Origin of the sequence: Nostoc sp., from assembly GCF_036917775.1 — a bacterium.
GTDB lineage: Bacteria > Cyanobacteriota > Cyanobacteriia > Cyanobacteriales > Nostocaceae > Nostoc.
Genome location: NZ_JBALEQ010000083.1, coordinates 105088 through 131032, shown reverse-complemented (window position 1 = coordinate 131032; position 25945 = coordinate 105088). Strand labels below are relative to the sequence as shown.

The 25945-nt window shown below is 42.0% G+C and carries 24 protein-coding genes and 1 pseudogene; 11 read left to right on the top strand and 14 right to left on the bottom strand.

Annotation, left to right across the window (positions count from 1 at the left end; genetic code table 11):
* Positions 1-230: 230 nt before the first annotated feature.
* The 3 genes and pseudogenes from V7K69_RS15875 to V7K69_RS15865 form a co-directional block, all read left to right on the top strand.
* Positions 231-1883 (top strand): mechanosensitive ion channel, encoded by a 1653-nt coding sequence (locus V7K69_RS15875; RefSeq protein ID WP_335035933.1) that lies wholly within the window; start codon positions 231-233, stop codon positions 1881-1883.
* Positions 1884-2021: 138 nt separating this feature from the next.
* The gene (locus V7K69_RS15870; protein WP_335035931.1) at positions 2022-2861 is read left to right on the top strand and encodes a DUF4351 domain-containing protein; all 840 of its coding nucleotides are present in this window, start codon (positions 2022-2024) and stop codon (positions 2859-2861) included.
* Positions 2862-2937: 76 nt separating this feature from the next.
* A pseudogene (locus V7K69_RS15865) lies at positions 2938-3159 on the top strand (DUF4351 domain-containing protein); the annotation flags it as partial.
* A 14-nt stretch (positions 3160-3173) separates the two neighbouring features.
* On the opposite strand, the gene V7K69_RS15860 reads toward V7K69_RS15865, so the two are convergent.
* On the bottom strand, positions 3174-4655 hold the full coding sequence (locus tag V7K69_RS15860; protein ID WP_335035929.1) for a GTP-binding protein: 1482 nt from the start codon (positions 4653-4655) through the stop codon (positions 3174-3176).
* Between the two features lie 191 nt (positions 4656-4846).
* Here V7K69_RS15860 and tpiA point away from each other — a divergent pair, with 191 nt between their 5' ends.
* Together tpiA and folP are read left to right on the top strand one after the other, a co-directional pair.
* Positions 4847-5578 (top strand): triose-phosphate isomerase, encoded by a 732-nt coding sequence (gene tpiA / locus V7K69_RS15855; RefSeq protein WP_335036104.1) that lies wholly within the window; start codon positions 4847-4849, stop codon positions 5576-5578.
* Between the two features lie 52 nt (positions 5579-5630).
* Positions 5631-6491, top strand: coding sequence for a dihydropteroate synthase (gene folP / locus V7K69_RS15850; protein WP_335035927.1), 861 nt, complete (start codon positions 5631-5633; stop codon positions 6489-6491).
* A 3-nt stretch (positions 6492-6494) separates the two neighbouring features.
* Here the strand turns inward: folP and V7K69_RS15845 are convergent, their stop codons facing one another.
* On the bottom strand, positions 6495-7331 hold the full coding sequence (locus V7K69_RS15845) for an SPFH domain-containing protein (RefSeq protein WP_335035925.1): 837 nt from the start codon (positions 7329-7331) through the stop codon (positions 6495-6497).
* 408 nt (positions 7332-7739) lie between these two features.
* Between V7K69_RS15845 and V7K69_RS15840 the strand changes: the two genes are divergently transcribed.
* Together V7K69_RS15840 and rpsU are read left to right on the top strand one after the other, a co-directional pair.
* Positions 7740-8084, top strand: coding sequence for a hypothetical protein (locus V7K69_RS15840; RefSeq protein ID WP_335035923.1), 345 nt, complete (start codon positions 7740-7742; stop codon positions 8082-8084).
* Between the two features lie 405 nt (positions 8085-8489).
* The gene (rpsU, locus tag V7K69_RS15835; RefSeq protein WP_012410658.1) at positions 8490-8669 is read left to right on the top strand and encodes a 30S ribosomal protein S21; all 180 of its coding nucleotides are present in this window, start codon (positions 8490-8492) and stop codon (positions 8667-8669) included.
* A gap of 230 nt (positions 8670-8899) precedes the next feature.
* On the opposite strand, the gene pth is transcribed toward rpsU, so the two are convergent.
* The 3 genes from pth to psbH form a co-directional block, all read right to left on the bottom strand.
* Positions 8900-9541, bottom strand: a complete 642-nt coding sequence (gene pth, locus V7K69_RS15830; protein WP_335035920.1) for an aminoacyl-tRNA hydrolase — start codon at positions 9539-9541, stop codon at positions 8900-8902.
* Positions 9542-9692: 151 nt separating this feature from the next.
* A complete protein-coding gene (locus V7K69_RS15825) occupies positions 9693-9968 on the bottom strand; it encodes a TatA/E family twin arginine-targeting protein translocase (RefSeq protein WP_179074104.1) in 276 nt (91 codons plus the stop codon).
* Between the two features lie 150 nt (positions 9969-10118).
* Entirely contained in the window at positions 10119-10322 is a 204-nt protein-coding gene (psbH, locus tag V7K69_RS15820) for a photosystem II reaction center phosphoprotein PsbH (RefSeq protein ID WP_094327589.1), read from the bottom strand.
* 85 nt (positions 10323-10407) lie between these two features.
* Between psbH and psbN the strand changes: the two genes are divergently transcribed.
* Positions 10408-10539 carry a photosystem II reaction center protein PsbN gene (gene psbN, locus V7K69_RS15815; RefSeq protein WP_012410654.1) on the top strand — a complete coding sequence of 44 codons (132 nt, stop codon included), beginning with the start codon at positions 10408-10410 and terminating at the stop codon, positions 10537-10539.
* Between the two features lie 76 nt (positions 10540-10615).
* Here the strand turns inward: psbN and V7K69_RS15810 are convergent, their stop codons facing one another.
* A complete protein-coding gene (locus V7K69_RS15810) occupies positions 10616-13891 on the bottom strand; it encodes an alpha-mannosidase (RefSeq protein ID WP_335035919.1) in 3276 nt (1091 codons plus the stop codon).
* A gap of 87 nt (positions 13892-13978) precedes the next feature.
* Between V7K69_RS15810 and V7K69_RS15805 the strand changes: the two genes are divergently transcribed.
* Positions 13979-15625 (top strand): hypothetical protein, encoded by a 1647-nt coding sequence (locus V7K69_RS15805; protein WP_335035917.1) that lies wholly within the window; start codon positions 13979-13981, stop codon positions 15623-15625.
* Positions 15626-16347: 722 nt separating this feature from the next.
* The gene (locus tag V7K69_RS15800; protein WP_335035915.1) at positions 16348-17268 is read left to right on the top strand and encodes an alpha/beta hydrolase; all 921 of its coding nucleotides are present in this window, start codon (positions 16348-16350) and stop codon (positions 17266-17268) included.
* 126 nt (positions 17269-17394) lie between these two features.
* Here V7K69_RS15800 and V7K69_RS15795 read toward each other — a convergent pair whose 3' ends face one another.
* The 3 genes from V7K69_RS15795 to mnmE form a co-directional block, all read right to left on the bottom strand.
* Entirely contained in the window at positions 17395-17724 is a 330-nt protein-coding gene (locus V7K69_RS15795) for a hypothetical protein (RefSeq protein ID WP_335035912.1), read from the bottom strand.
* A 50-nt stretch (positions 17725-17774) separates the two neighbouring features.
* On the bottom strand, positions 17775-18545 hold the full coding sequence (locus tag V7K69_RS15790) for an SDR family NAD(P)-dependent oxidoreductase (protein WP_335035910.1): 771 nt from the start codon (positions 18543-18545) through the stop codon (positions 17775-17777).
* Between the two features lie 111 nt (positions 18546-18656).
* On the bottom strand, positions 18657-20051 hold the full coding sequence (gene mnmE, locus V7K69_RS15785) for a tRNA uridine-5-carboxymethylaminomethyl(34) synthesis GTPase MnmE (RefSeq protein WP_335035908.1): 1395 nt from the start codon (positions 20049-20051) through the stop codon (positions 18657-18659).
* Between the two features lie 222 nt (positions 20052-20273).
* Here mnmE and V7K69_RS15780 point away from each other — a divergent pair, with 222 nt between their 5' ends.
* Complete coding sequence (locus V7K69_RS15780; RefSeq protein ID WP_012410641.1) at positions 20274-20474, top strand: hypothetical protein; 201 nt, start codon at positions 20274-20276, stop codon at positions 20472-20474.
* A gap of 38 nt (positions 20475-20512) precedes the next feature.
* Here the strand turns inward: V7K69_RS15780 and V7K69_RS15775 are convergent, their stop codons facing one another.
* The 5 genes from V7K69_RS15775 to V7K69_RS15755 all read right to left on the bottom strand — a co-directional run bounded on the left by V7K69_RS15775 (position 20513) and on the right by V7K69_RS15755 (position 25840).
* Positions 20513-21190: a Uma2 family endonuclease gene (locus V7K69_RS15775; RefSeq protein ID WP_335035906.1), complete on the bottom strand. Its 678-nt coding sequence runs from the start codon at positions 21188-21190 to the stop codon at positions 20513-20515.
* A gap of 69 nt (positions 21191-21259) precedes the next feature.
* Positions 21260-22891, bottom strand: a complete 1632-nt coding sequence (locus tag V7K69_RS15770; protein WP_335035904.1) for a mucoidy inhibitor MuiA family protein — start codon at positions 22889-22891, stop codon at positions 21260-21262.
* Between the two features lie 138 nt (positions 22892-23029).
* Positions 23030-23971, bottom strand: coding sequence for a LysR family transcriptional regulator (locus tag V7K69_RS15765; RefSeq protein WP_335035902.1), 942 nt, complete (start codon positions 23969-23971; stop codon positions 23030-23032).
* Positions 23972-24212: 241 nt separating this feature from the next.
* A complete protein-coding gene (locus V7K69_RS15760; protein ID WP_114082839.1) occupies positions 24213-25010 on the bottom strand; it encodes a BMC domain-containing protein in 798 nt (265 codons plus the stop codon).
* A gap of 56 nt (positions 25011-25066) precedes the next feature.
* A complete protein-coding gene (locus V7K69_RS15755) occupies positions 25067-25840 on the bottom strand; it encodes a transferase (RefSeq protein ID WP_335035900.1) in 774 nt (257 codons plus the stop codon).
* Positions 25841-25945 lie beyond the last annotated feature (105 nt).

The following is a 25945-nucleotide window of genomic DNA, read 5'->3' as shown; positions in this document are numbered from 1 at the left end:
ACTACTATTTAATTTTTGAAAAAGACTCAGTACGGATCTATCTCTTCTTTCCTATTCCCTATTCCCTATTCCCTGTTCCCTGCCCACGTAAGTAAATATGGCTACCCCACGCTGCGCGAACAGGAATCAAACTGGATTCTTATATATATGTATGTGTTTACTGGTAAATTGATAGGCAAAACACTTACTCAGTGTTTGCGGCTAATACTTAAGCTTAATTCCCGAAAACCATGAATACAACTTGGCAAGGAATAACCCAGGTGATAGAAGCTGGTTTGCCTATGAAGGTGCAGCAATTTTTGGCACAATCGCCCAGTCTGCAACCGATACAACCAGCAGTGAATCAAGGAATCGCTGATGTAAAAGGTATTGTTCAACAGATAATTCTGTTTACGCCCCGTCTCTTGGGGGCAGTAGCAATTTTGTTAGTAGGTTGGCTAATTGCGGCGATCGCAGCAGCAGTAACCCAAGGAATCCTCAAGCGCACAAACATAGATAATCGCATTGCCGCAGGGATAACGGGTCGTCAAGATGTTCCCCAGGTGGAGAAATTAATCTCCAGCTTAGTCTTTTGGAGCATTATTCTATTGACGGCGGTAGCTGTTTTACAGACGTTGGATCTGGAAGTAGCCTCTCGACCCCTCAATAATTTTCTCAATCAACTTATTGGCTTTTTGCCAAATTTGGTTGGCGCGGGAATCCTTTTGGCAACCGCCTGGTTTTTGGCGACCATTGTGAAGATTATCACTGTGCGCTCATTACAGGCATTTAATCTGGATGAGCGTTTGAATCCAGAACCAGAAGACAGCGCACCCAGTCTAAATCAGTTGTCTCTGAGTGAGACGATTGCTAATGCTCTGTATTGGTTTATATTTTTACTGTTTCTCGCCCCAGTTTTAGATAGTTTAGGACTAAGGCAGGCTTTACAACCAGTACAAGCTCTCATTACAGAAGTTCTGCTAATTCTACCGAACATTTTAGCGGCGATCTTAATTGCTGTTGTTGGCTGGTTCATCGCTAATGTAGTACGGCGAATTGTAACGAACTTATTGGCGACAACTGGTATCGACCATTTAGGTAGTCGCTTAGGATTATCTACGGCTGCGGGGGTGCAACCTCTATCGAATATTATCGGCACAATTATCTATGTTTTGATTTTGATTCCTGTAGCGATCGCAGCGCTTAATGCTTTACGAATTGATGCGATATCTGTCCCAGCGATCGCCATGCTACAACAGGTTCTCAACGCTCTCCCTGCCATCTTTACAGCCGTGGCAATTTTAATTGTTGCCTATTTTGTGGGGCGGTTTGTAGCGGATTTAGTTACAAGTATCCTCACCAATTTAGGCTTTAACAACATTTTCACTATTTTGGGTCTGACAACACCCACTAGACGCATCGAAATTTCAACTGAACCAACAACTGCCCATGTTCCAAGCCGCACTCCATCAGAATTTGTGGGTATTGTTGCCTTAGTGGGTATCATGCTGTTTGCAACGGTGGCGGCGGTGAATATCTTGAATATTCCAGCCCTGACAGCATTAGTGTCTGGTATTGTGATTATATTTGGGCGAATTTTGGCGGGATTGGTGATATTTGCCATTGGCTTATTCCTGGCAAATCTAGCTTTTAACATCATTACCAGTTCCGGCGAACGTCAAGCAGAGATTTTGGGACAAGTAGCGCGGATTGCCATTATTGCTTTAGTCTCTGCAATGGCACTGCAACAGATTGGAGTTGCCAGTGATATTGTGAATTTAGCCTTTGGACTTTTACTCGGTGCGATCGCAGTTGCTATTGCCCTAGCCTTTGGTCTTGGAGGGCGCGATATTGCCCGCGAACAAGTTCAAGAATGGCTAAACTCTTTCAAAGGTAGAAACTAAAAGTTGATGAAGGCGCAATTTCTTCTGTATATAGCAATCCTAAATCATTCGTGAGAATTTGAAATTGTTGCTAACCTTCTTAGTCCCCCCGATATCTTGGGGGGAAATTTTTTACAACTTATTTAGGATTCTTAATAGATGGCAGAATATGACAATCTTTGTAAAATACTTGCAGAAAAATATCCCCGTGATTTTATCCGTTGGTTATTAAATCAAGAACCACGAACAATTGAAATCTTAAAAACTGAATTGAGCATCGAACCGATACGTGCTGATTCGGTGACATTTCTGCAAACAGAAAATCGGATTTTACACCTAGAATTTCAAACCACAATCAAATCCCCAAAACCAATTTCTCTGCGGATGCTAGATTACTATGTCCGATTGACAAGGAAATATCAAGCTCCTGTTACGCAGGTAGTGATTTTCTTGCAAGAGACAAGTAATGAAATCGCTTTTACCGAAGAATATGTTAGCGAAGTCACAACCCACCGTTATCGAGTTATCCGAATGTGGGAACAAGATTCAGCACTATTTCTTAACAATCTGGCGTTATTACCTTTAGCACCGTTAACGCGAACAGATTCAGCCCAAGTACTACTATCGCAGGTTGCCAAAGAAATTGCTAAAATTACAGATATTGAGACAAGACAAAATACTGCTGCTTACACCGAGATTTTAGCAGGGTTGAAGTTTGAGAAAGATTTTATTCATCAATTATTGCGGGAAGATATTATGCAAGAATCAGTGATTTATCAGGATATTTTGCAGAAGGGAGAAGAAAGAGGAGAGCAAAAAGAAGCTTTTCGCTTTTTAAAGCGTCAGTTAAATCGGCGATTTGGAGAAATCGATTCATCAATAGTTGAGAGAATTCAAGTCTTATCTACTGAGCAATTAGAACAATTAGGAGAAGAATTTTTAGATTTTTCAAATGTATCTGATTTAGTTGCTTGGCTTGAGCAAAATACAATCAACTAAGGCACTTCCAAGGGCAAGATACCCAACCCAAAATATTGGATAACTTATTTGATTGCGAGAAAATATTATGCGATAATCAGTGATTTATCAGGATATTTTGCAGAAGGGAGAACAAAAAGAAACTTTTCGCTTTTTAAAACGTCAGTTAAATCGGCGATTTGGAGAAATCGATTCATCAATATTTGAGAGAATTCAAGTCTTATCTACTGAACAATTGGAACAATTAGGGGAAGAATTTTTAGACTTTTCAAATGTATCTGATTTAGTTGCTTGGCTTGAGCAAAATACAAGCATTTAAAATAAGTTTATACATCACTTTCTGAGTTTTACCTTATGGAGTAATTCATCTTTAATCCTGTTGAGAATTGAAGTTTCATCCAGGTTTGTCAAAATGCGATTAATTACTGCTTTCGGCCCATCAGGCCCCCAAGTCGCGCCGTTGGCTAAATAAACTTTGGTAACTTGCCCAATCCCGTAAGAAGAAACACCAGCTACTCCCCCTTGCGTGAGTGCCACCGATATATAAGGGCCAAGGGCAATACCTGCTGTAGCTGTTGCAGAGATACCAAGTAAAGTTTTCAATCCACTCAAACCCAAGTTTGCTAACAATTCACTAGCACCAATTCCGCCCATACTCAGGGCGATTTTTTGTAGCAGTTGTACAGCACCAGATTCGGTCATGGAGAAGCCATAGAGCTTAGATAAACCTAAAATTAGAGCAATATCAATGACCACACTACTCAGAATATCTACCACAGTTACGGGATTAAGTGCGATCGCTAATGCTTTAGTCATCACAGCCTTCCAAATCAACTGATTGGCATTCTGTTCCCGAATCATTAGTTTTCGTTCGATTAACTGCTCATTTACAATGTCGGCATAAAGCATAGTATTAAGAGCAACCAAGGCTTTACCCTCACGGTGCAAAATCTCCAATATTTTCAGCTTCAGTTCCTCGACTTGGGCATTCCCTGTACGCAGCTGTATGCCCCTAGTACCATCAGGGCGACGAATCGCCGTCTTCACTAATGGCGATGCCGCAGCCATCACAATTTCTAGAGGTGTAAGTAATTCCCGTACCCTTTCATCTCGGATTTTGTGATAAATTGCCATCCGGTCTGCTTCTGGATACTGGTCTACTTTGTTAAACACCAGAATGATCGGTTTACCTGCTTCCCGCAATTGAGAAAGGGCGGCGTATTCTAGCTTCGTCATATCGCCAGAGATTACAAACAGAATCAAATCTGCTTGTTTCGCAATTTGTTCAGCTAACACAGCACGGGTTGCACCATCTACTTCATCTAACCCAGGAGTATCAATCAATTCCACCTGCGATTGACCTACACCAGGGAGAGTAACCCGCAAAGCCCGTTCAGTTTCTCCAATGGCTTCTTCACTAATACTCCAATTAACTGTTTGTGCAGTCCGAGTGACACCATGCAGCGGCCCTGTTTCAAATACTGTTTGTCCCACCAAAGAATTAAGTAGCGAAGACTTACCACGCCCTACCATCCCAAAAGCTGCAATCTGCACCACCATGCGGTCTAACTTCCCCAGCATGGTTTCCAAATCAGCAATTTCCGTTTCCAATCCGCTTTTTTCTTGGGGGGTGAGGTCGAGATTGGCTACTAAGTTTCGCAGCGCGGTTTGTGCTTGTTTATAGTTCAGTTCTGTCTGAATGTCTTCAAAACTGAAAATAGCGCTATCCAGTTCTTCCTCCCAACTAACGGAATTTGCGTCAGTGTTAGCAGAATCGCTTTGATCAGGTTCAGGCACGGGTAATATCGAAGTCATATCAATTTGAGATTTGGGATTTATTTGATTAGCCCCGTCTCTTATCCTAATTATTTTTAACAGGGGTTTGTGGAGCAGAGGAGAATAACTCTTGACCAATGACTAATGACCAATGAGTAATGGCTAACAAAAAGTCATAAACTGAAAAATGCATCTAAATATAACGCGTTAGGATCTTGACTAAATTACCTGTGCGGAAAATCGTTATTGCCGGCAACTGGAAAATGTTCAAAACCCAGGCAGAGACTCAGGAGTTTTTGCAAGGATTTTTGCCCCACTTAGAGGAAACCCCCCAAGGGCGAGAAATAATATTGTGTCCTCCGTTCACTGATTTAAGCGTTTTGTCCAAGACCTTGCACGGTAGCCTTATCCAACTGGGGGCACAAAATATCCATTGGGAAGAATTTGGAGCCTATACAGGTGAGATTTCTGGCCCGATGCTGACAGAAAGCGGTGTACGCTTTGTGATTGTCGGTCATAGCGAACGACGGCAATACTTTGGTGAAACGGACGCAACCGTTAATCTGCGCCTCCGAACTGCTCAAAGGTTTGGTTTGACCCCAATTCTCTGTGTTGGCGAAACTAAACAACAACGAGATGCAGGAGAAACTGAATCATTGATTGCTCTCCAACTCGACAAAGGTTTGGTAGATATCGATCAGAATAATTTGGTGATTGCCTACGAGCCAATTTGGGCAATTGGCACTGGTGAAACTTGTGAAGCAGTGGAAGCTAATCGAATAATTGGCTTAATTCGGAGCCAGTTGAGTAATCCAAATGTATCAATTCAATATGGTGGCTCAGTGAAGCCAAATAATATTGATGAAATCATGGCTCAACCAGAAATCGATGGCGTTTTAGTGGGAGGAGCAAGTTTAGAACCTGAGAGTTTCGCTCGGATTGTGAATTTTCACTTAGTGTAATGTGCCTTATTTTCGTTCCCATGCAGAGCATGGGAATGCCTAATGTAGATTTATGCCAAGCAACTTAATAATTCGAGGACGCTGTTTCGATTGGGGACAGCGAACTTATTTGATGGGTATTTTGAATGTAACGCCTGATAGCTTTAGTGATGGGGGTGAGTTTAACACTACCTCTGCGGCTTTAGTGCAGGCGCAAGCACTGGTCGCGGCTGGTGCTGACATTATCGATGTGGGTGGTCAATCAACTCGGCCAGGGGCAAAGCAAATCACTCTGGCGGAGGAACTTGACCGGGTATTATCGGTGTTACAGGTGCTAAGACCAGAAATTTCAGTCCCGATTTCTGTAGATACAACCCGTGCGGCTGTAGCCAAGGCATCTGTAGAAGCTGGAGCAGATATTATTAATGATATTTCTGGTGGCACTTTTGACTCAGAAATGTTGCCGACAGTTGCAGAGTTAAGTGTGCCGATTATTTTAATGCACATCCGTGGCACACCACAGACGATGCAAGAACAAACTGATTATCAAGATTTGCTCGGTGAAATTTCTAGTTTTTTGGCTCGGCAAATTGAGGTAGCAACTACTGCGGGCATCGATCTGGATAAAATTATTATTGATCCTGGTATTGGTTTTGCTAAGAACTATGAACAAAATTTAGAAATTTTTCGCGGCTTGCGATCGCTAACAACACTCAATTGTCCTATCTTGGTAGGAGCATCCCGTAAAAGTTTCATTGGTCGCATTTTAAATCAACCAGATCCCAAAGCAAGAGTTTGGGGAACGGCAGCAGCTTGTTGTGCTGCTATTTTTAATGGCGCTGATATCCTCCGAGTTCACGATGTTCAAGAAATGCACGATGTATCCCTAGTAGCCGATGCCCTATTAAGACAACCTATACAGCATGATTACTAGGTATTACCGTTCTTCGTTTTTTTTGCCGTTACCTTCTTGTGTTACTGACTCGGCTATCAACTCCTGAAACATTTCACTTGAGTTAGCTGGATCTACAAAAACAATTTTGGCATTAGCACTCTCACCAAGTTTTTGGCTAGCATCTACGTAATCTTGAGCCACGAGATACCGCAAAATATCTCTACTATCTGGATTGGAACGGAGAGCTTGAGAAATGATTTGCACTGAAGCCATAGTTCCTTCTGCTTTCTTAATCGCAGCTTCCTTTTCCCCTTCGGCTTCGGTAATCAACGCCCGTTTTTTGATGACGGCGGCTTGCTCCTCTTCTCTAGACTTTCGTACACTTTCAGGTAGGGTAATTCTCTGAATATCTAACCGGAGAATCTCAACTCCCCAATCTGCCGTTACATGATTCAACTGATCTAATATAGCTGAGTCCATCTCTGCTCTAGAGACGTTGGTCTGCTCTAGGGTATTTTGGGCAATGATTTCTCGGAGCGTAGTTGTGGTTATCTGTGTTAATGCTCCTTGCAGATCCTCAATCGCGTAAAAGCTTCTCTCAATATCTCGAATACGCCAGTATACAATAGCATCCACTTCTACGTAAATATTATCTTGGGTGATCACATTCTGAGGTTTGATGTCTGTAAACTGCTCTCGCGTAGTATCTTCCATCACAATCTGATCTACCAAGGGAACAATAAAGTTCAGCCCAGGTTTAAGTTTCCGATGATACCGCCCTAAGCGTTCGACTAAGGCTTCATTTCCTTGATTAATCAGTTTTGCAGAACCTAACGCATAACCTATAAGGGCTAAAACTATAGCAATAATTGGCTCCATGTATACTCCTATTCAGCTTTTGGGAGAATTTAGTGTCAAAGATATGCTACTAGCTTGTCATATCTTTGAGTTTAATGTTTTGAGTCTGTAATTTTATGAACACCAGCAGCGATGTCGAGTCGCTGCGCGTCTTGTACATAATTTTATAAGTAAAACTATTTTGCGGAATGCGTAGAAGCTTTACTTCTTGTCGTCAGACATCGCTATTAAAGCACCTCGATCGCACCCTGGCAAGGACTACTTCATGTAATCAACATTACTTGTACTGGCATCTTTAGCCAGTCTGGGCTTACATTCAGTATATTCACTTAAATTCAATCAATTTCCCGTAAAATTTAGTAGCGGTTTAAAAATTCTCCTACAAATCGGGTTAAAACTGTCTTCAGATATTAAAAATATAAAAATATTATGGGCAGATTGTTAATAAAACTTATAGGTTTAATCTTATTTTTCACAGGGTTATACTTTTTTGGTCAAAATATTATATTTGTTAGGGATTACTACATACCTTTTTCCAGCAGATTACCAGCGACAGTTTCCGTATTAGCGATTATGGCAGGTGTGTTTACATTGGTGTTTTATCGCAGAGAAGCTAGTCAGCTTGGATGGATTTTGTTAGGTATTGCGATAGTACTAGTTTTCTTGAGTGGTGGAGTAATTTTCAGATCAACTAGCTTATGGAATCTATTTGTTGCTTTCGGCGCATTAGCAACTGGATATAAATTATTGAATGAGGGCAGAATCAACTTTTAAAGTTTTGAAATATAATCAAATTTTATCATATTTGCGATAGCAATCTTATTTTATTAATGAGAATTGAAAGACAAAGTTCCTCAACTTATCAAAAAAGTTGGGGATTTTCTGTCTCACTAATAACTTAGGATTGCGATGGTAGCCAAACCTAGCTTGTCGCTAGTTCATATTAAAGTTAGGAAAATTTGACATTATATATTTCTCTATCTGCTCTACTATTGCTGAGAGTGCATTAGAGCGCTTAAATTAACTTTTAGTTAAGTGCCAATTTGACGTTTGACAGGCACACATAATCCTTGTCAACTGGATGGATAGCCTCTTAATGATGACTTTAGATCGGGGGGTTTTACTAAGGTTGAGGCTACTATTACAATGGAAAATGTTGATTATGAGGAACAAACAAGAATGACCCAAGTGATTCTTGGAGAGAATGAAGCAATAGACTCAGCTTTGCGTCGGTTTAAACGTCAGGTTTCCAAAGCTGGGATATTAGCTGATGTGAAATATCATCGGCACTTTGAAACACCCATTGAAAAACGCAAACGTAAGGCAGTGGCAGCTAGACGCAAAAGAACTTTTAAATAAACCTATTTGGTGTAATATGGCGTTGCTTGAGGTTATGACCTAAAACAGGCAATAGTGCTTAGGCGTAGACCTTCCTAGACATCGCCATGATTCTTACAAAAATTAAGCAAACTATGCCGCACTTCAATTAGGGTGTAAAGCGTGTTAAAGGCTTTATTTCGGTTGGATGGAGCTAGCTAAAATCGCTGCCCATCAACCAAAATAAACGCCTTTAGCAAATAAACTGGCCCCTAAGACTCAGAATTATTAATGGTGCGGCTATTACAAACATTCATCGCCTTTTCTACTCCCTGCTTGAGACTTAGTTCAATACACTCAACCACGAACTGAAGTACAAGAGACATCTGCTGATTTTCGGCAGAGGAGAATCGCCCCAGAACGTGGGAGACAGTATTAGAATCATCGTTATCAGCTGCACCTTTGGGTTTACCAATACCGATTCGTAAACGGGGAAAGTTTTGGGTACTCAGATGTGCGATCGCACTTTTCATGCCGTTATGTCCCCCAGCCGAACCAGATAAGCGCAGCCGAGTTTTTCCCAAAGGCAAATCCATATCGTCATAAATTATCAGCACTGACTCAGGCGGTAATTTATACCAACTTGTCACCGCTTGAATTGACTGTCCTGAGCGATTCATATAAGTTAACGGCTTTAGCAAGCGAATCTTACCTCCACCTGGGGCCATACCCTCGCCATACTCACCTTGAAACTTGCGGTTTTCTGCCAAGGAAATGCGCCAAGAACGGCAGAGGGCTTCTACAGCAGCAAAGCCGATATTATGGCGTGTTTGGTCATACTTGCTTTCTGGATTCCCCAAACCAACAATTAGTTGTGGAATCACCAAAGCTGGTTGCGTAACAGCTTCTGTCATTTTGCCTATGGTCAATTGATATGCGTCACTCAACTAGTACCATGTCTAAGCTAGTTTTGAGGGTTTGTAGTAAGTACTTCAGTGCTTAAAATCCAGGACTAAAGTCCTTACTACGAACTTGTTCACCCTTGGTAACTAATTAGACAAACTACTAGCTAGGTTGAGAAGAACTAGCGGTAGTATCCTGCTCCGATTTAGCAGGGTAGATTTGCTTAGGTTCCAATTCAGCAGTAGTCTTGACAGCTTCTTCTAACTGTTCTGCTTCTTTTTGAAACTCGGTTTGAAACTCCTTAGAAGCTTCTTGGAAACTACGGATTGTTTTGCCAACACTCCGGCCAATTTCTGGTAGCTTCTTTGGCCCAAAGATTAACAGCGCCACTACCATAATTACACCCATTTCCGGCAGACCGATACCAAATATATTCATTTTTGTCTCCTGTCAACTATAGAACCACTACAGAAACTCATATATTATGTAGTCTACTCAATAGTTAGTATGCACTGACCATTCACAAAAAAACCCGGAAGAACCGGGTGTAACTTAACTTGTTATCCAAACTTGATCGCGGTGTATCTGTTAGCGTCCTAAACTCCGCCAATCGACATTTACATCCTGAACTAAGAGTGATCTATTGTAAAGTTGCAGAATAATCAGCAAAAACACAAAAAATAGCGCCATAAAAACAGCCATTACAGGGGTAGTACCCCAACCTGGAGCCACTTTTCCATACTCAGAGTTAAGTGGTTTCAGGATATCTCCCAACCTAGTCCTTTGTGCCATAGTTCACCTAATATTACTTGCCAAAGCTTTTTTTAATCTTCTGTAATATTCTATAAGAATAGCACTCATCATCTATCCCTCAATTATGGAACCCGCAATAGTTCTTAGCATTTCTATGGCCGCCGTGGTGGTTGCCATCACCGGAATTTCAATTTATACCTCTTTTGGCCCTCCTAGCAAGGAATTGAACGATCCGTTTGACGATCACGAAGATTAAAAGAGTCATTGGTCATTTGTCATTTGTCATTGGTCATTGGAAAACCACAACTGACCACTGACAGAGCAATAGTGGCTTACTCCAGCCTGGGATTAATCGCTGGTATTACCTTGAAACTGGCGATTTTCCAAGGCTGTATTGTTAAAATTTGTTGCCCAGATGAGAATTCAGTAGTAGAGGAACGCTCTAACAAATCTACTGTATCTCCTAGATTTAACCCTAAATTACTTTGCAAAGATAACTCGGCTGTTTCTCCGTGACATTCATAACACCGCAGAATTAACTCCTGTGGGTTATCTTCAGATGGCTTCAAGGCCATCAAGATTAAATTTTCAGCTGATAAATCTAGGAAACTCACCCCCAACCCATCTTTACCAGTAGAAAGGGAAGGATTTTCAGGTAGGTTTTCATTAGTAGAATTCAATATGACTTGTAAGGGTATATTCAATTCATAGCCACGCCGTACTGTATGGGCTGATTCCCAGCTACCAGCATGAGGATACAAGGTATATGTAAACTCATGAAAACCTTTATCAGCCTCTGAGTCTGGCCAATTAGGGCTACGTAGCAGTGTTAGGCGGAGTTGATTTGGGTTGCTGTCGTAACCGTATTTACAATCATTTAGCAAACTAACTCCGTAAATACTCTCCTGTGTTTCTCCTGTTAAATCCGCCCAACGCAAAGCGGGGACTTCCCATTTTGCTTGTTCTGCGGGGGTTTGCGGTTTAGTTGGGCGGCGAATCGCGCTACAGGGAATTTCATAAGTAGCAAAGTCTGCTTCGATATTTAGAGGAAAAGCAGCTTTTACTAATACATGATTTTCTTGCCAATTGACGGTGGTAGCTATCTTCAGTAAAGGTGAACCAGCTTGCAAAATATAGTCTTGGCAAAATTCCGATTCACCCAATTGGCGCACCACGCGCACACGACTTTGCACTGGCCCTTGTTCTAGCCACTGAATAGATTGAAGATTTGTTGAGGGTAAGGGATGCTGGGCATAATTGGGGTCTATATTCCAAGCATCCCAATATTGACCGCTATCTTTAAAAGCTTGTAGTTGATTTCCTGCACCACTCAAAAGTTCTCGTTGATAAGTTTTATCAAAAACACTTGATAAATCTCCAGTATCAGGATCGATAACAACTCGCAAGAATTCATTTTCTAAAATCCAGTCTGGGAGGAGTGAGGGGGATGTAGCTTTAGCTTCTTGCAGAGTTGGAGACGAGGGGGAAAGCCAAAATATGCGGTAGCCAACGGGTGGAATTTCGGTGGCGAGAAATAGTAGAGTTGATGGTTCAGATAATTGAGAGACAAGCTGCTTACCTGAAGTATCGTAAATCTGCCATTCTTGTGTTGTGGGTAAGGCTATAGAAACTACCTCAGAACGCTGCCAATTGAGAGAATTGAAAACGAAAATAGGTAAACTATTGGGTTTTGGTGGTTCTGATAGGGTAATGTGAGATGCGATCGCTAAAAGTGATTCTTGTAATATCTTCGTTCCGACTTGTTCCACTTGCTGCCACTGGGGTAACGCATCTGTGTAAACTTGAGTAATTGAAGAACCAGGTAAAATATCATGAAACTGTTGAAATAAAACCTGCTTCCAAGCTGCTTCAATTTCTGCTTTCGGATATGTCACACCACAGCTTATGGTTGCCAAGGTAGCAAATAGTTCAGCTTCATACAATAAATTTTCACAACGACGATTCCAACGTTTTTGGTCTGCGTGGGTAGTGTAGCAACCGCGATGGAATTCTAAGTATAGTTCGTCATTCCAAGTAGGAAATGACGGAGAATCAGAACCTCTGCCTTCTGCCTCCTGCCTCCTGCCTCCTGCCTCCTGCCTCCTGCCTCCTGCCTCCTGCCTCCTTCTGATTTGCTGTAAATATTTTTCAGCTGTCGTGAATTCTAAGTCTGGAAAGAAAGGTGACTTTTGCCAGCGTTGGGCGGTTTCTAACATATCACGAGTGGGGCCGCCGCCGTGGTCGCCGACACCGGGAAGCCAGAGGGATTCTGATAAACCAGTTTGGGATTGCCATTCCAGAGCGTAGGATGCCATTTTAACTGGGTCAATGCTTTCACCGATAGGTGCAGACATCAAACTAAAGACTTCGCTACCGTCAGGCGATCGCCACCAAAAAGCCCCATAATCAAATTTAGTAGTATCATTCCACCGCAACTTCTGGGTGACAAAATACTCAATTCCAGCATTAGTGAAAAACTGCGGTAAAGTTGCACAGAAACCAAAAGTATCTGGAACCCATACCATAGTTGAAAACTGTCCAAACTTTTCCTGAATATAGCGTTGACCATACAATAGCTGACGGACTATTGATTCACCAGCAATTAGATTGAGTTCCGGTTCCACCCACATTCCGCCGACAACTTCCCAACGTCCAGAGGCCACCTGTGCTTGAATCGCCTGAAACAAATCCGGGCGATGTTCTTCAATCCAAGCGTAAAGTGCGGGAGTCGAATGACAGAAAATTAACTCAGGGAAATCTGCTTGCAACTTTAGAACCGATTCAAAAGTGTTTTGCGCCGCATTCCAAGTTTCACTCACAGGCCATAACCATGCTAAATCTAAGTGAGCATGACCCAACAAGAAAATTTTAGATTTTTGATCCCCCCAACCCCCCTTCAAAAGTGGGGCTAAGATGTCGGATTGAATTAAATTTTGGCGTAGAGACAAAAACGCTCTTGCTAACTCTTCCTTCGCGTCCTTTGCGCCTTCGCGGTTCGTAACCTCCTCCACCATCTCCACCAAAACATCCAACTTTTCCGGCGCAAATTTTTCCAAATAAAGTTGCACCACAGCTAATTCATCAGCCACAAAACCCGGATCGGGATTATTATCAACAGTAGACTCATAAACTAGGAGCGATCGCACTAAAGCACCATCACAATGTCCCGGACTCACTAACCGCAAAGCCACAACAAACTCTTCCCCTGGCGTTACCCCCTGACTGAGAAGCACTCTTGGCGAACAATCAAATAAATCACCCTCCAGTACTAACTCCCCATTCACATAAATCTCAGCAGAATCTGCCCACCAAACCAGCGCCAGCCGCAAAGATAACCCAGCTAAAGGATAACCCTGTAAATCTTGGGGTACTACCAACCTTTGCACTAGCCATAGTACATTTTTCCCACCTGTCCAAACGATATGTTCTTTAGCATTCAACTGAACAGGTTGCCAATGAGACAAATCAGCAGCGACAACATCAGTAATAATCAGGTCAGATTCCTGGTATAGCCAGCTAGACTGAAGATTAACTTGGCAAAAAGAGCGCAGTTGCTCAATTGCTTGTGAGATGATTTTGGTATGAGATTGAGAGACAGTCGGGGTCATATATTCGCTAAGATGAGGTGTTGGTTGTTTTTATTGTTTGGCGCGAGTCTCACAACTTAACAAGACTTGAACTAAAAAATTACTACTATGTCTTCTGGTTCCTCTGGTCGTTATCAAAGCAGACTATTTAACTTTGTCCACCAGCAATCTCGGCGGGTGACACAACAGTGGGAACACACCTTCCGGCATTTGCAAGTTGCCACTAAGTGGGGTGTGGAGGCACTACTTTACCCAGTGTATCTACTGTTTCAGTCATCTGAATCATCCGGGAAAACGTTACAGACCAAAGAGCCACAAACGAGACTAAAGTTACAACCAAATAATACCGATTTCCAGCCCGAAATTCCAAATGCTGATAGTCCTATTCAACAAGTACTAGAAGCAGTCAATTACGTGTTATCAGATGAAGCCGTCTCCACTCCTACAAAAACATCTGAAAATTTCAATCCCTTGGCTTTATTGGGAATTTTTCGGCTGAAGTTTGTTGATAAAAACTCGACAAATAATGTAAATTATATAGAATCTTCAAGTATTACAGAGAATAAAGCGGAGATTATCAATTTACAGTTAGATAACCCTCTAAAACAGCACTTTTCAGCAGTGCGGGGAATTGCCACAAATTTGATGAATCGGAGTTTAGTACTTGTTACTACCGAAAATGAAATTCTAGATATTTTGACACCCCAACAGCAGGCAAAGTTAGAAGATCGGATTATTAACGAAGTTGCTAATTACTGGCAGTCTTGGCGGTTGATTATAGCCAAAAAAGAAACGGAGCTATTACCACAGATTGACCGTTTATTAGCAAAACTCACTGACGGAAATACAACCAAAATTCCAGCTTTAGCTGAGGGCATATCAAAAGATTTACTTAAGACTGAAAGATTATTAGCATTTCTAGATATAGCTGTTGCTAAGTTAGAGTCAAATGCTTTAGTACCTGTCCAAGAACGTAGCCAGGAAATTGTTCAAGTTGCCCAAACTCAGCTAAATATTTTTCTTTATGGCAAAGAGCAATTAGCTGCTAGGGGAGAAATTGCAACCACTACTGATGGTTTAGAAACTCATACACTGAATATTCATGCTTTGATTGAGGCGGCGCTTAATTACTTTTTTGGTGTTGGTAATAGAAAAACACTTGATTCAACAACTAGTGATGGGCAATTGCCAGGTAAACTATTCTCATCACGCTTTAGAAAAGCCTTGTCTAAAAGCTCTCTATTGGAAAACCAGGATTTAGCTGTTGATCCTTGGCTAACATGGAATGATTTATTTGGAGACACTGAAACCGTTGCTGAGAAATCAGTGCGAGGTTCTCAAGTTCAAAATCCTGCTTTAGCTGCAAGTTTATCAGTAGGACATTTTCCCCAAAAGAATTTAACTGTAAAACAACCTAAAATCGGATCTGGGTTGGTGCAAAGGAAACAAGCAACTGGTAATCTTGCCTCAAGCCAAAAAATATCTGGAAAAGTTTCTTCTGCAAAACAAACTCAAGCCCATACTTCCCTAACAAAACGCGAGATTCGGAAAGAGGAAATTTTGCAACAGCAGTTTCATCAAAGTAGTCAAGTTGAGGCACAGCCAGACTGGATAGAAACCAAAGCAACTTCAACAGGCTATGAGAAACATCCCTTAGAACAAATTTTGGAATGGGTTGATTATGCTATGCTCTGGCTAGAAGAGAAATTTGTAAAGATTTTTCAGTCATTACGGCAGATGTGGCAGGGAAAATAACACTAATTTGTAATACTTCTCTGCGAGAGGCTGCGCCCTAAGCGTAGCTATGCCGCAGGCTTTACGGCTACGCCCTTCGACTACGCTCAGGACAAGCTCAGTACAAGTTCGTAATTTGTAATGACGCTCAAGGTTTCGTTAACATAGTTCTTATTTTTCGATAATCTGGCGAACAGCGCGTAGGCGTAGCCCGTCGTAGACATCGCCAGCCGCAGCTACACCCTCTTTTACCCGTTTTATACTTGCAGCAGTTAAAGTTTCTAATTGTCTACTATCTTCCTGTTGATGGCTAGATTTCGAATCGGTATGAACTTCGGAAATTACCCCATCAGCTTGGTCTTCCTGAACAGATACCTTAGAAGAGTTTTTGATAAAAATCTCCTTGAATCCATGAATAAATCATAATTCTTGAGGTTATATTATTAACCAACCCACGGTTAGAAATTGTGGAATAATCTTATCAAGATTTTAAATAAATTAGCTGTAATTATCCTCATATAGGATTACTATTTGATTTTTGAACAAAATTAGGTATGTAGAGTGTGTTAGAACGGAGTTCGTAACGCACTATGATCATGGGTTTGATGCGTTACGCTGTCGCTAACACATCCTACGTATATTTTCAGAAATCAAACCGGATTCCTATAGTCAGAAGCTATTTTTATACAATCAGTGTTGACATATTAGTAACTTGCTGAGAAGATACGTAAAAAATTAACCAGATGATTGACCATAGCGATCGCATCGCGTCTCGTAAAGAAGGCACATTCCAAGGTGTTGGAGGGCTTGACCTCTATTACCAAAGCTGGCATCCAGAGGGTAAAGTAAGGGCAATATTAGCCATTGTGCATGGGCTTGGAGCGCACAGCGATCGCTACAGTAATGTAATTCAGCATTTGATACCCAAACAATATGCTATCTATGCCTTAGACTTACGTGGTCATGGACGCTCACCAGGTCAGCGAGGCTATATCAACGCTTGGAGTGAGTTTCGAGAAGATTTGGGAGCCTTTTTACAGTTAATTCAAACTCAGAATCCTGGCTGCCCAATTTTTCTTTTGGGTCATAGTTTAGGTGGGGTGATTGTCTTAGATTATATTCTGCGCTATCCCCAACAAGCATCAGTTTTGCAAGGTGCGATCGCTCTTGCGCCAACCTTGGGGAAAGTTGGGATTTCACCGATTCGGGTGCTTTTAGGAAAACTGCTCTCACGGGTGTGGCCGCGTTTCACACTGAATACAGGCATTGACATCAGTGCTGGTTCAAGAGATCCGCAGGTTTTAGCTGCGATCGCTCAGGATACACTGCGACATACCCTTGGTACTGCTCGTCTAGCTACAGAATTTTTTGCAACAGTTGATTGGATTAATGCTCACGCAGGTGATTGGGAATTACCATTATTGATTCTTCACGGTGGCGCAGACCGAGTGGCTTTACCTGCGGGAAGCGACAACTTTTTTCAACGGGTAAACTGTAAAGATAAGCTGAGAATTGAGTATCCAGAAGCCTATCACGAAATTCAGCGTGACCTCAATTATCGAGAGGTAATGGTTGATTTGGAGAATTGGTTGGAGGGACATCTAGCATCCCAGACAGCGTATTTACGACGGGGAAGTGGTGAGTTAGAGTTTCCTAATTCTTAGGTTTTAGTATCGCATCTACTTTTATCAAATATGCGATCGTACATTGAAAAATAACAACCCTTGAGATATCTGGTGGGCGATTTTATCTACTACGTTACCAGAGCGATCGCATATTAAAATGCAAAGTCAGTTATGTACATTATCTGAAAAATATGTTGCTGAGGATAGAGAGTTTTTGCTAACCAAAATAGGTTCTCCCTTTACTCCTCCACGGGTAAGAGTACAAATTTTATAAAGGTCTTCGCACTCAAAGATTGCCATAACTAGCTCTTTCCCTGTTTGATAAGATGATGGTAAGGGTTTACCTACCTCGCATTCCATATCAATTTCGCGATCGCGCCACTGTAACCTCCAAATACGCTTTTCGGTTATTGGTGCTTTGACAGACCGAGCAAAAGCATTATACACCTGCTCTGCTTTGATATCATCCTTGGCTGCTGGCACAAAAAACTTCATAGGCTTTGGTTACAAGTAATGTGAGTTTCACTAGCACCAGCGTAACGCAGTTACCAAGGCAATCTGCTTCCATCCCATGAGAAAAAATGTCCACTATCGCCTTCTTGAAGCTGTTCAATCACAGCCAATAATTGGGTAACGGTGCGTTCCACTGAGAATAATTTTTCCGCAGGTACATTTTTCTGGAAAGGACGCGAAAGGCGCGTATCAGTTGTACCAGGATGTAATGTCACTATTAATGCTTTAGGACAACTTCTTTTATACTCAATTGCCGCAGTTCGCATCAACATATTGAGTGCTGCTTTAGAAGCGCGATAGCCATACCATCCACCGAGTTGATTATCGCCAATACTGCCCAATTTAGCAGAAATACTAGCGAACACACTGCGTTCTCCATGACGCAACAGAGGCAATAGATGTTTAGCTAGCAAGACAGCACCAATACTATTTATCTGAAAGTAGCGCAGCAAGTTTTCTGAATTTATCTGTCTTAAGCTTTTTTCAGGTTGCAAAGTATCTTCATGCAACAGTCCTACACAGTTGACTACCAAATGCAGTTTGTCAACTTGGGTACGTATTTTTTGAAGAGCTTCAACAATCTGCAATTCGTCAGTAATATCCATCTCCAGACAAATTAATCGCTCAGAATGTTCGCCTGCAAGAGCTATTAAATCGGAGGCTGATTCCGCTTGACGAGAAGTTGCATAAACTTTGGCTATTCTGTCATCTTCTAGCAATTTTTTTACAAAACCCAAACCAATACCTTGGCTGGCTCCCACAATCAATGTATTGACAGAATTAATTTCATTGATAAAAGACATATAACTTTAGGAATTAACAATAGTGAAACTTAATAATAACTAGGATAAATGTTTGATTTTACTTCACTTCAAGCAACCTCTACAGATTAGCAAAATTAGAATCTTTGTGGTTTATTTACCAATGCAAAACTTGCTAAAAATCCTATCCAAAACTGATTCTGTTACTTCTTCTCCAGTAATCTCTCCCAGTGCTTGAATTGCACCGCGTAAGTCAATTGTCCAAAAATCTAGAGGAAGCTGCTGAACAATTGTTGTTTGTACTTGTTCCAAAGATATTTGAGCTTGAGTTAAAGCTGCTGCTTGCCTTTGATTAATGGCTAAATCCATGTCAGCAGCTTGGACTTTTTCTGCTTTGACTAGCTCTAAAATTGCTACTTCTAAAGCATCAATACCTTGATTTTGTGCTGCTGCTGTGAAAATTTTAGATTTTGAATTTGGTATTTGAGATTGAAGAGTTTTTCTTTCGTCTTCTTCTAATAAATCGATTTTGTTAATGACTAAAATTAATGGACGGTGTTGTACTTGTTCGTAAATTTCTCGATCGCCTTCTGTCCAACCGACTGAAGCATCGATGGTAAGCAAGACTAAATCAGCTGCATTTGCAGCACGGCGCGATCGCTCTACACCAATTTTTTCCACTTGATCTGTTGTTTCCCGAATCCCGGCTGTATCTAGCACTTGTACAGGTATTCCCCCAACAACTAGCTGGGATTCAACCACATCGCGGGTTGTACCGGGTAAGTCTGTGACGATCGCGCGATCGCTCCGGCTCCAGGCGTTCAATAAGCTCGACTTACCCACGTTTGGCCGCCCCACAATTGCCACTTTTAAACCTGTGCGTAGCAACTCACCTTTGTCTTTGGTTGCCAATAACCTCGTTATTTCGGCGGCAATTTTCTCGATTTCTGATATTATTGCTTTATCATCCAACGGCGGTAAGTCTTCCTCAAAATCGATTCGTGCTTCGATTTCTGCCAAAATATCTAAACAGTTAGCGCGTAACTGCCGGATCGGATGAGCTAATTTTCCCTGTAAACCAGCTAAGGCAGTTTGGGCAGCTTGAGGTGATTTAGCTCCTACTAAATCAGCAATACCTTCGGCTTGAGTTAAATCCAATCGCCCATTCAAAAAGGCACGGAGGGTAAATTCTCCGGGTTGGGCTAGTCTAGCGCCATTTTCTAAACACAGTTGTAATACCTGCTGCACTGCCATAATTCCCCCGTGGCAATGGAATTCCACCACATCTTCACGGGTGTAAGAGCGGGGTGCTTTCATAATCAGCAATAAAGCTTCATCTACCAGTTGTTGGGTTTGGGGATGACGAATATAACCGTAGAGAATCCGGTGACTTTCCCAAACTTGTCGCCCTGGTGTGTGAAAAAGAGTTTGGGCTAGAGCCATTGCTTCAGAACCAGACACCCGCACAATACCCACACTACCCTGTTGGGGGACAACAGCAGTTGCGATCGCAACGATGGTTCCAGTGGTAGCAAAAACTTCTGACATGAGCGCCCTTCATAAGAGTGAGAAATTAGGAGTCAAAATCATAACTCATAACTGATAACTTTCTAAATGGTAAGTATTTAGACTAATAGGATAGCAACTGGCAAGGTAAAATTTACCTAGAGGTTAATGCCTGATAGTAAAGAGTTAGGGGTGAATATTATAACTCCTGTACAGACACGATTAGTCGCGTCTCGGCTTATAAGTTTTAGAGAGGAATTTACTGTGGAGCAAAAGATTAACTGCGCTGTAGCCTGTGTTAACGGGTGTGTTTTAGGGGATAAATGCCCCAACATCGAGTTTAGAGAGGCGGCCGCAAAATTTATTGAAGAGACTCCCCTAGACAAAATGTTGGAATTGGCACAAGAACGTTTGCGGAAAAAAATGACGGAACCGCCAAAATGGGTTTTTCCTGAAGATCCATAGTATTTGTGTTAATAGGCATAAGCAAGACAGCGAGGAACTTAAATAGTATCTGGATCTATATTTAATTCTCGCAGTTTTGCTGCCAAGCGATCGCCGCGTTGCTTTTCTTGTTCAGCTTGTTGCGCGACTTCTTCGGGTGTGGGAACCAGTTTTCCTTCAGGCGTGAAAAAGCGTAGCTTTTCTTGATAAACCCCTAAATACAAACCTAGCTGTTGACTCCACAACCAGCCTTGGGGATTTGGTTCTAACGGTTGATATTTACCATCAAGTAAATGAAACCCTGCAAATTCTAACGTTTCTGGGTCAAACCAGAAATAATCTGGTGTGCGAAAAATATCTTGGTAAATTTGTTTTTTTAGCCCCTTGTCAGTATCGCCTGTGCTATCTGAGAGAATTTCTATAATTAGATTAGGATATTTGCCATCTTCTTCCCAGACAACCCAACTTTTGCGGGGTTTGCGTTCAGTCTCCAGTACCACAAAAAAATCTGGCCCCCGGAAGTTTTCTGATTTGCGCTGGCGTGGACTGTAGTAAATAGTGAGATTACCCGATACATAAAAGTCATTGCGATTTTGCCACAGCCACTCTAAGCATTGGATGAGCAGTGTCATTTGTAGCCGATGCAAGTCAGTTTCCAAAGGCGGTTCGTCACTGTATAAATCCCCTGGGGGAAATATACCATCTTCTGGGGATTCTAAATCTTGGGCTACAGACATGGCAGCAAGTGTCTTAGTGCTATAAGTTTAGCGTAGCAGTGAGAAGCGCAGACGTGCAGCACCCTAGCACTAAATATCTAATCCGACTACCATTAAGTCAGGCGGATGTTCAACATTGAACTGGTAATATATCTCTCTTTTTTCCTGTGGTGGAAGAGTTAACTGCCATTCTAAAATGCCCATTTCACCCAATTGAATTTGTGGATTACTGCGGCTGAGACGCACTTTAATTTGCTCGTTGCGGCTAACTGGCAATTGTTCAGTTACTTTCAGATTTACTTCTTTGTCAAGTAAGTTAGTAATTATCAACCGATAACTATAAGTAATCCGGCGCTGGTTACTAATTAGTCTCTTGTCTACTAGACGTTCAACTAATTCGCGCTCAATTTTCAAACCTTCATCAATCCCCAAATTCAGTTTAAATTCTTGTCCTGGCGCAATATTTTGTAACTGAGTTGTCCCGATAAAAACATTGTTGCGGAAAATATTCGCTTTACCTGGTAACAAAGTCGCACCATTGGGATTATTTTTCACATTTGCTTGCAGATAAGCAAAACTTACCAAACGCGGCATTGCTACATAATCAAAGTTACAAGGATAATCATCATTGAAAATTGTCGTTTTATGGGGTGCGCCATCACTGGGAATGTTACCGCCACCATTCAATTTAAAGGTAACTACACTACCTTCTTTGGATACTTCTGCTGTCACACTTTCTGCTTGGATAAGAACATCCTCTGCACCTTCATCTTCTTCTTGCCAATCTGCTCTAGCAGCAGGAGCAGGCGGTTCTGCTATGCTAGGCAGCAGTGGTGGTTGAGCAGCAAATCGTCGTTGTCGTAACATTTGTGGACGTGGCGCATCAATATACCAGGGTTCAATTTTAGGCGGAAGTGTACCTAATCCCGGTTTAGCGGTAGAAAGGGTGAGATTTGCACCAATCCAATCTTCGCCACTGCTTTGAGTGATTTCTGCAAGGTATCCCAGATGCACAATATCGCTGGTAGTGTTAAAGCGCAAGTCATAAAGTGGAGTCCAACTGGCGCGATTTACTATGTAAGACACCTCTAATTCAAATTCGCCTTCACCTGCAACTTCAACTCCTACAACTATGCTCAAACTCTCTTTGGGATGGGGTGTTTGAATTTTTTGCAATGAGGCGCGGAGTACTTGCAGTTCTTTGTCTAATTCCTGCTGTTGGGTTTTGCACTCTCCAGATGCGATCGCATATTCACTATACTGGCTTCCAATAAAGTTCAAAAAATCCAAAGTTTCGCTCAGGCTAAGATTTTTCCGAGACAAACTTTGGGCAAAGGGTTCTTCTGTTTTTTCACGTAACCCGGCGATAAAACTAGATTGCAATGCTAAAGCATCCACTTGGGCTTGCAGGTGGCGTTTTTCTGCTTCTAACTGCTCAATTTGCCTTGTTAAATGTGCAACTCGCTCTGCCACTGGTTCAGTGGTGTAAATGCGATCGCTACTCACTCCCATCAAACGCACTGCCACTGTCCCTGTACCGCTAACCCTGATAGACTCAGTTTCTAGAGTCTCTGGCACTGAGGTAATTACTAATTCCTGTTCAATTCCTGTTAAATCAACTACACCCCGCCGTGTAACCAATGCTCTGTCAGCATAAACTGTAACAGCTACAATCTCGCTTTGTACTGTTTTGCGCCAAGATGGTATTTCCGGGTTAACCATTGCCAGTTTTCCCCCATTTTTAATTGATTCTGCTGGTTAATTGTCAATGGTTGCCGGCCTAAGAGTCAACCCCTTTGGGTAATTCGTAATTCGTAATGGGCTACGCCCCGCTACGCTAACGTAATTCGTAATTATGAATTACCCGTGAGTTGGTTCAAGTGTACTAGAAGGGGTATCAGTGTTTTGATCTACAAAATTCCTTGCCGCAGCCAGGAGATAGTCATAATAGGCACGAGCGACGATAGATAGCTGCTTACCTGCGGGGTAAACCATGTACCAATTTCGCTGAATGGGGAAATGTTGGACATCTAAAATGCTAAAATCTGAAGCGTCTAATAGTAAAGTATGACGAGATAAAACGGAAATTCCTAAACCACCTGCGATCGCTTGTTTAATTGCTTCGTTACTTCCCAATTCCAGCTTGACTTTTACTGTTACCCCTTGTTCTTCAAATAGACTTTGCACGGCGCGACGAGTTCCTGAACCTGGTTCTCGCATAATAAAAGGTTCGTTAGACAGGCGTTGGATCGGAATATTTTTTTCTTTGGATAACGGATGATTAAGTGGTGCAAAGACGATCAAAGGATTTTCTAAAAATGCCTCACAAGTCACATCCATATTGTCTGGAACTTGACTCATAATATACAAGTCGTCCAGATTTTGGCTCATCCGTTCCAAAATTTGTTCGTGATTCGTTACTTGCAGAGAGATATCAATCCCTGGATAAAGTTCGCAAAACGGCCCTAACAAACGTGGGATAAAATATTTTGCTGTTGTAATCACTGCCAAGCGTAATTGTCCCTGTTTTAGCCCTTTTAAATCTGCCACCTTCATCTCATACTGGGCTATATTTTCAAAAATCTGCCGACAAGTGGCAAATAATTCTCGTCCTGCCTCAGTGAGATACAACCGCTTTCCTACTTGCTCAAATAATGGCAACCCTACCGATTTTGTGAGTTGCTTAATCTGCATAGAAACGGTAGGTTGGGTAAGAAACAATTCCTCAGCAGCCCGCGTAAAGCTACTGTGCCGTGCCGCAGCCTCGAATACCTTTAACTGGTGCAGCGTCGCTTGTTTCAAAGGTGGTTCTCCTCTATATAGTTATTCATCGATATAAAACTAGTATTAACTGAACGGTTGCAAATGGGATAGCAATACCAATAGAAATTTATGAGCTTTATTATAGATAAAACTCTATTATTTCTATTAAAATAAAGGTATTTTATTTATAGATTGAAGAAGCTATTATCAAAACAACAAGAAAAGCGTAAGATCCCTTCCACTTCCCGATGAATGATGATTTTTCGAAATTCATCTATCATCATTCATCATTCCATAATTCTTCTACAACTTCTGCAATTTTTGTAGGTAGCTTAGTTAAATCTGGTAATCTTAGCACTTCTATTTCGGCAACTTGTTCTTTAATGTTCACTGGCAAGTTTAAAGGCTGCTGTGTTTCTATCCAGCAGCTTGCTAATGGTAAAGTTTGCTCCATTTCGTCTAGTGGTCGGGGAATTACCATCACTGCATTTAATTCCCCAATGCGTTCTGCCTCAAACATTCCCGCTTCCACTGCTACCGCCACATTTGCTACGGAACCACGAATAATGGCTGTACACAAACCCCCACCAATTTTTTCGTAGGCTGCTAAATGAACATCAGCAGCTTTGAGCATCGCATCACACGCGCCTACCATCGCTGGAAATCCTCGCGTTTCTACCAAACCAATTGCTTGATTACTCAGACGGCTAGAATTACCCTCCTCCATCAATTTAGTAAAACGGGTTGTGATGGGAAGTACTATATCTAGGTTGGGATAAGGCCGAGGAATCACCAAGCTAGAAACTAACTGACCAAACTGTTCAGCTGTTTGCACACCCGATTCTACAGCCAGACGCACGTCAGCAATGCCACCCCGGACGATCGCAGTACAATATCCGCCACCTATTTTTTCATACCCAACTAGGTGAACTCCTGCTGATTTCAGCATCATATCCGCCGTCCCAACTATTGCTGGAAAGCTGCGGGTAGAAACTAAACCTAAAGCAGTATCCTGGAAGGTGTCTCGATGACTCGTTCCTTCGATGGCTTTCATAGACCGTTGATTAGATGTTTCCATTTGAACTTTCCCAGATAATCACAAAGCCGACAACTTACAATTAACACTTACTTGGACTAATCGTCAGAGTTTGGGTTGCTTAAGGATTGTCTATGAGGAAACAATGTAGTCAACAGTCTGCTTATGCTCCCTTGTCCATAAATCTGAGTCCCGAAACCGTTAGGGGATTCTGTAGTTAGCTGATTGGGGTCTGAGTCAGGTTGTGTAGGCTCTTGGACGGGTTCTTGCAAGGGGGGTTCAGCATCCTTGGCTGGTTCTTCCACGGTAGGAGGCTGGCTTTCAGGAGTGGCGGGAGATTTAAAGTAAGAAATCGACTTATTTTGTTTGAAATCCACAAAAGCCGCAGCTGAGAAGTTAGTTGAGGAAGTTACCTTTTCCTTAACTTCCCCTGAGCCATTTTCTTCTTCCTTTGGCGGTGGCGCACTTGTAGCCGTAGGGTTATTCGTGGATGGTTCCGGCTGCTTTGTTTGAGCAATTTGCCGACTGGTGTCTCCTAAAATCGATCCAGGTGGAACTACTTGTCCAGGTTCAACTGAATAGTTAAAAACTGTTGTTGCTGAACCAATGCAAGCATTTGCTCCAATTTTGCCCTTGCCAACCATCAAAAAACCGGCTCCCAGGTTTGCCCCTACTTCTACCTCTAGGGTTCCTTCATGGACTTGGAGAATGGCTCCCATGCCAATACAGACCCCCGCCCCAATGATGATCTTGCTGTTTTCAGCAGCTTGAAGGATCACCCCAGGTGCAAGTACTGCGCTTGGATGAATAGTCACCTCACCACTAATGTAAGAATCAAAGTTATTGCTGAGGCGCAGTGACAGCACAGACATGAAAATTTTAACCTCGGAAGCCGGAATTTAGTAGTTCTGAGTGCTGAGTGCTGAGTGCTGAGTAATTAGTATGTTCCTAAATCTAGGTGTACGGTTCCTGTGACT

Excerpts from the sequence above, each read along its gene's own strand:
- V7K69_RS15875 (WP_335035933.1), top strand. The coding sequence starts at position 231 with ATGAATACAACTTGGCAAGGAATAACCCAGGTGATAGAAGCTGGTTTG.
- V7K69_RS15870 (WP_335035931.1), top strand. The coding sequence starts at position 2,022 with ATGGCAGAATATGACAATCTTTGTAAAATACTTGCAGAAAAATATCCC.
- V7K69_RS15860 (WP_335035929.1), bottom strand. The coding sequence starts at position 4,655 with ATGACTTCGATATTACCCGTGCCTGAACCTGATCAAAGCGATTCTGCT.
- folP (WP_335035927.1), top strand. The coding sequence starts at position 5,631 with ATGCCAAGCAACTTAATAATTCGAGGACGCTGTTTCGATTGGGGACAG.
- V7K69_RS15845 (WP_335035925.1), bottom strand. The coding sequence starts at position 7,331 with ATGGAGCCAATTATTGCTATAGTTTTAGCCCTTATAGGTTATGCGTTA.
- V7K69_RS15840 (WP_335035923.1), top strand. The coding sequence starts at position 7,740 with ATGGGCAGATTGTTAATAAAACTTATAGGTTTAATCTTATTTTTCACA.
- rpsU (WP_012410658.1), top strand. The coding sequence starts at position 8,490 with ATGACCCAAGTGATTCTTGGAGAGAATGAAGCAATAGACTCAGCTTTG.
- pth (WP_335035920.1), bottom strand. The coding sequence starts at position 9,541 with ATGACAGAAGCTGTTACGCAACCAGCTTTGGTGATTCCACAACTAATT.
- V7K69_RS15825 (WP_179074104.1), bottom strand. The coding sequence starts at position 9,968 with ATGAATATATTTGGTATCGGTCTGCCGGAAATGGGTGTAATTATGGTA.
- psbH (WP_094327589.1), bottom strand. The coding sequence starts at position 10,322 with ATGGCACAAAGGACTAGGTTGGGAGATATCCTGAAACCACTTAACTCT.
- psbN (WP_012410654.1), top strand. The coding sequence starts at position 10,408 with ATGGAACCCGCAATAGTTCTTAGCATTTCTATGGCCGCCGTGGTGGTT.
- V7K69_RS15810 (WP_335035919.1), bottom strand. The coding sequence starts at position 13,891 with ATGACCCCGACTGTCTCTCAATCTCATACCAAAATCATCTCACAAGCA.
- V7K69_RS15805 (WP_335035917.1), top strand. The coding sequence starts at position 13,979 with ATGTCTTCTGGTTCCTCTGGTCGTTATCAAAGCAGACTATTTAACTTT.
- V7K69_RS15800 (WP_335035915.1), top strand. The coding sequence starts at position 16,348 with ATGATTGACCATAGCGATCGCATCGCGTCTCGTAAAGAAGGCACATTC.
- V7K69_RS15795 (WP_335035912.1), bottom strand. The coding sequence starts at position 17,724 with ATGAAGTTTTTTGTGCCAGCAGCCAAGGATGATATCAAAGCAGAGCAG.
- V7K69_RS15790 (WP_335035910.1), bottom strand. The coding sequence starts at position 18,545 with ATGTCTTTTATCAATGAAATTAATTCTGTCAATACATTGATTGTGGGA.
- mnmE (WP_335035908.1), bottom strand. The coding sequence starts at position 20,051 with ATGTCAGAAGTTTTTGCTACCACTGGAACCATCGTTGCGATCGCAACT.
- V7K69_RS15775 (WP_335035906.1), bottom strand. The coding sequence starts at position 21,190 with ATGTCTGTAGCCCAAGATTTAGAATCCCCAGAAGATGGTATATTTCCC.
- V7K69_RS15770 (WP_335035904.1), bottom strand. The coding sequence starts at position 22,891 with ATGGTTAACCCGGAAATACCATCTTGGCGCAAAACAGTACAAAGCGAG.
- V7K69_RS15760 (WP_114082839.1), bottom strand. The coding sequence starts at position 25,010 with ATGGAAACATCTAATCAACGGTCTATGAAAGCCATCGAAGGAACGAGT.
- V7K69_RS15755 (WP_335035900.1), bottom strand. The coding sequence starts at position 25,840 with ATGTCTGTGCTGTCACTGCGCCTCAGCAATAACTTTGATTCTTACATT.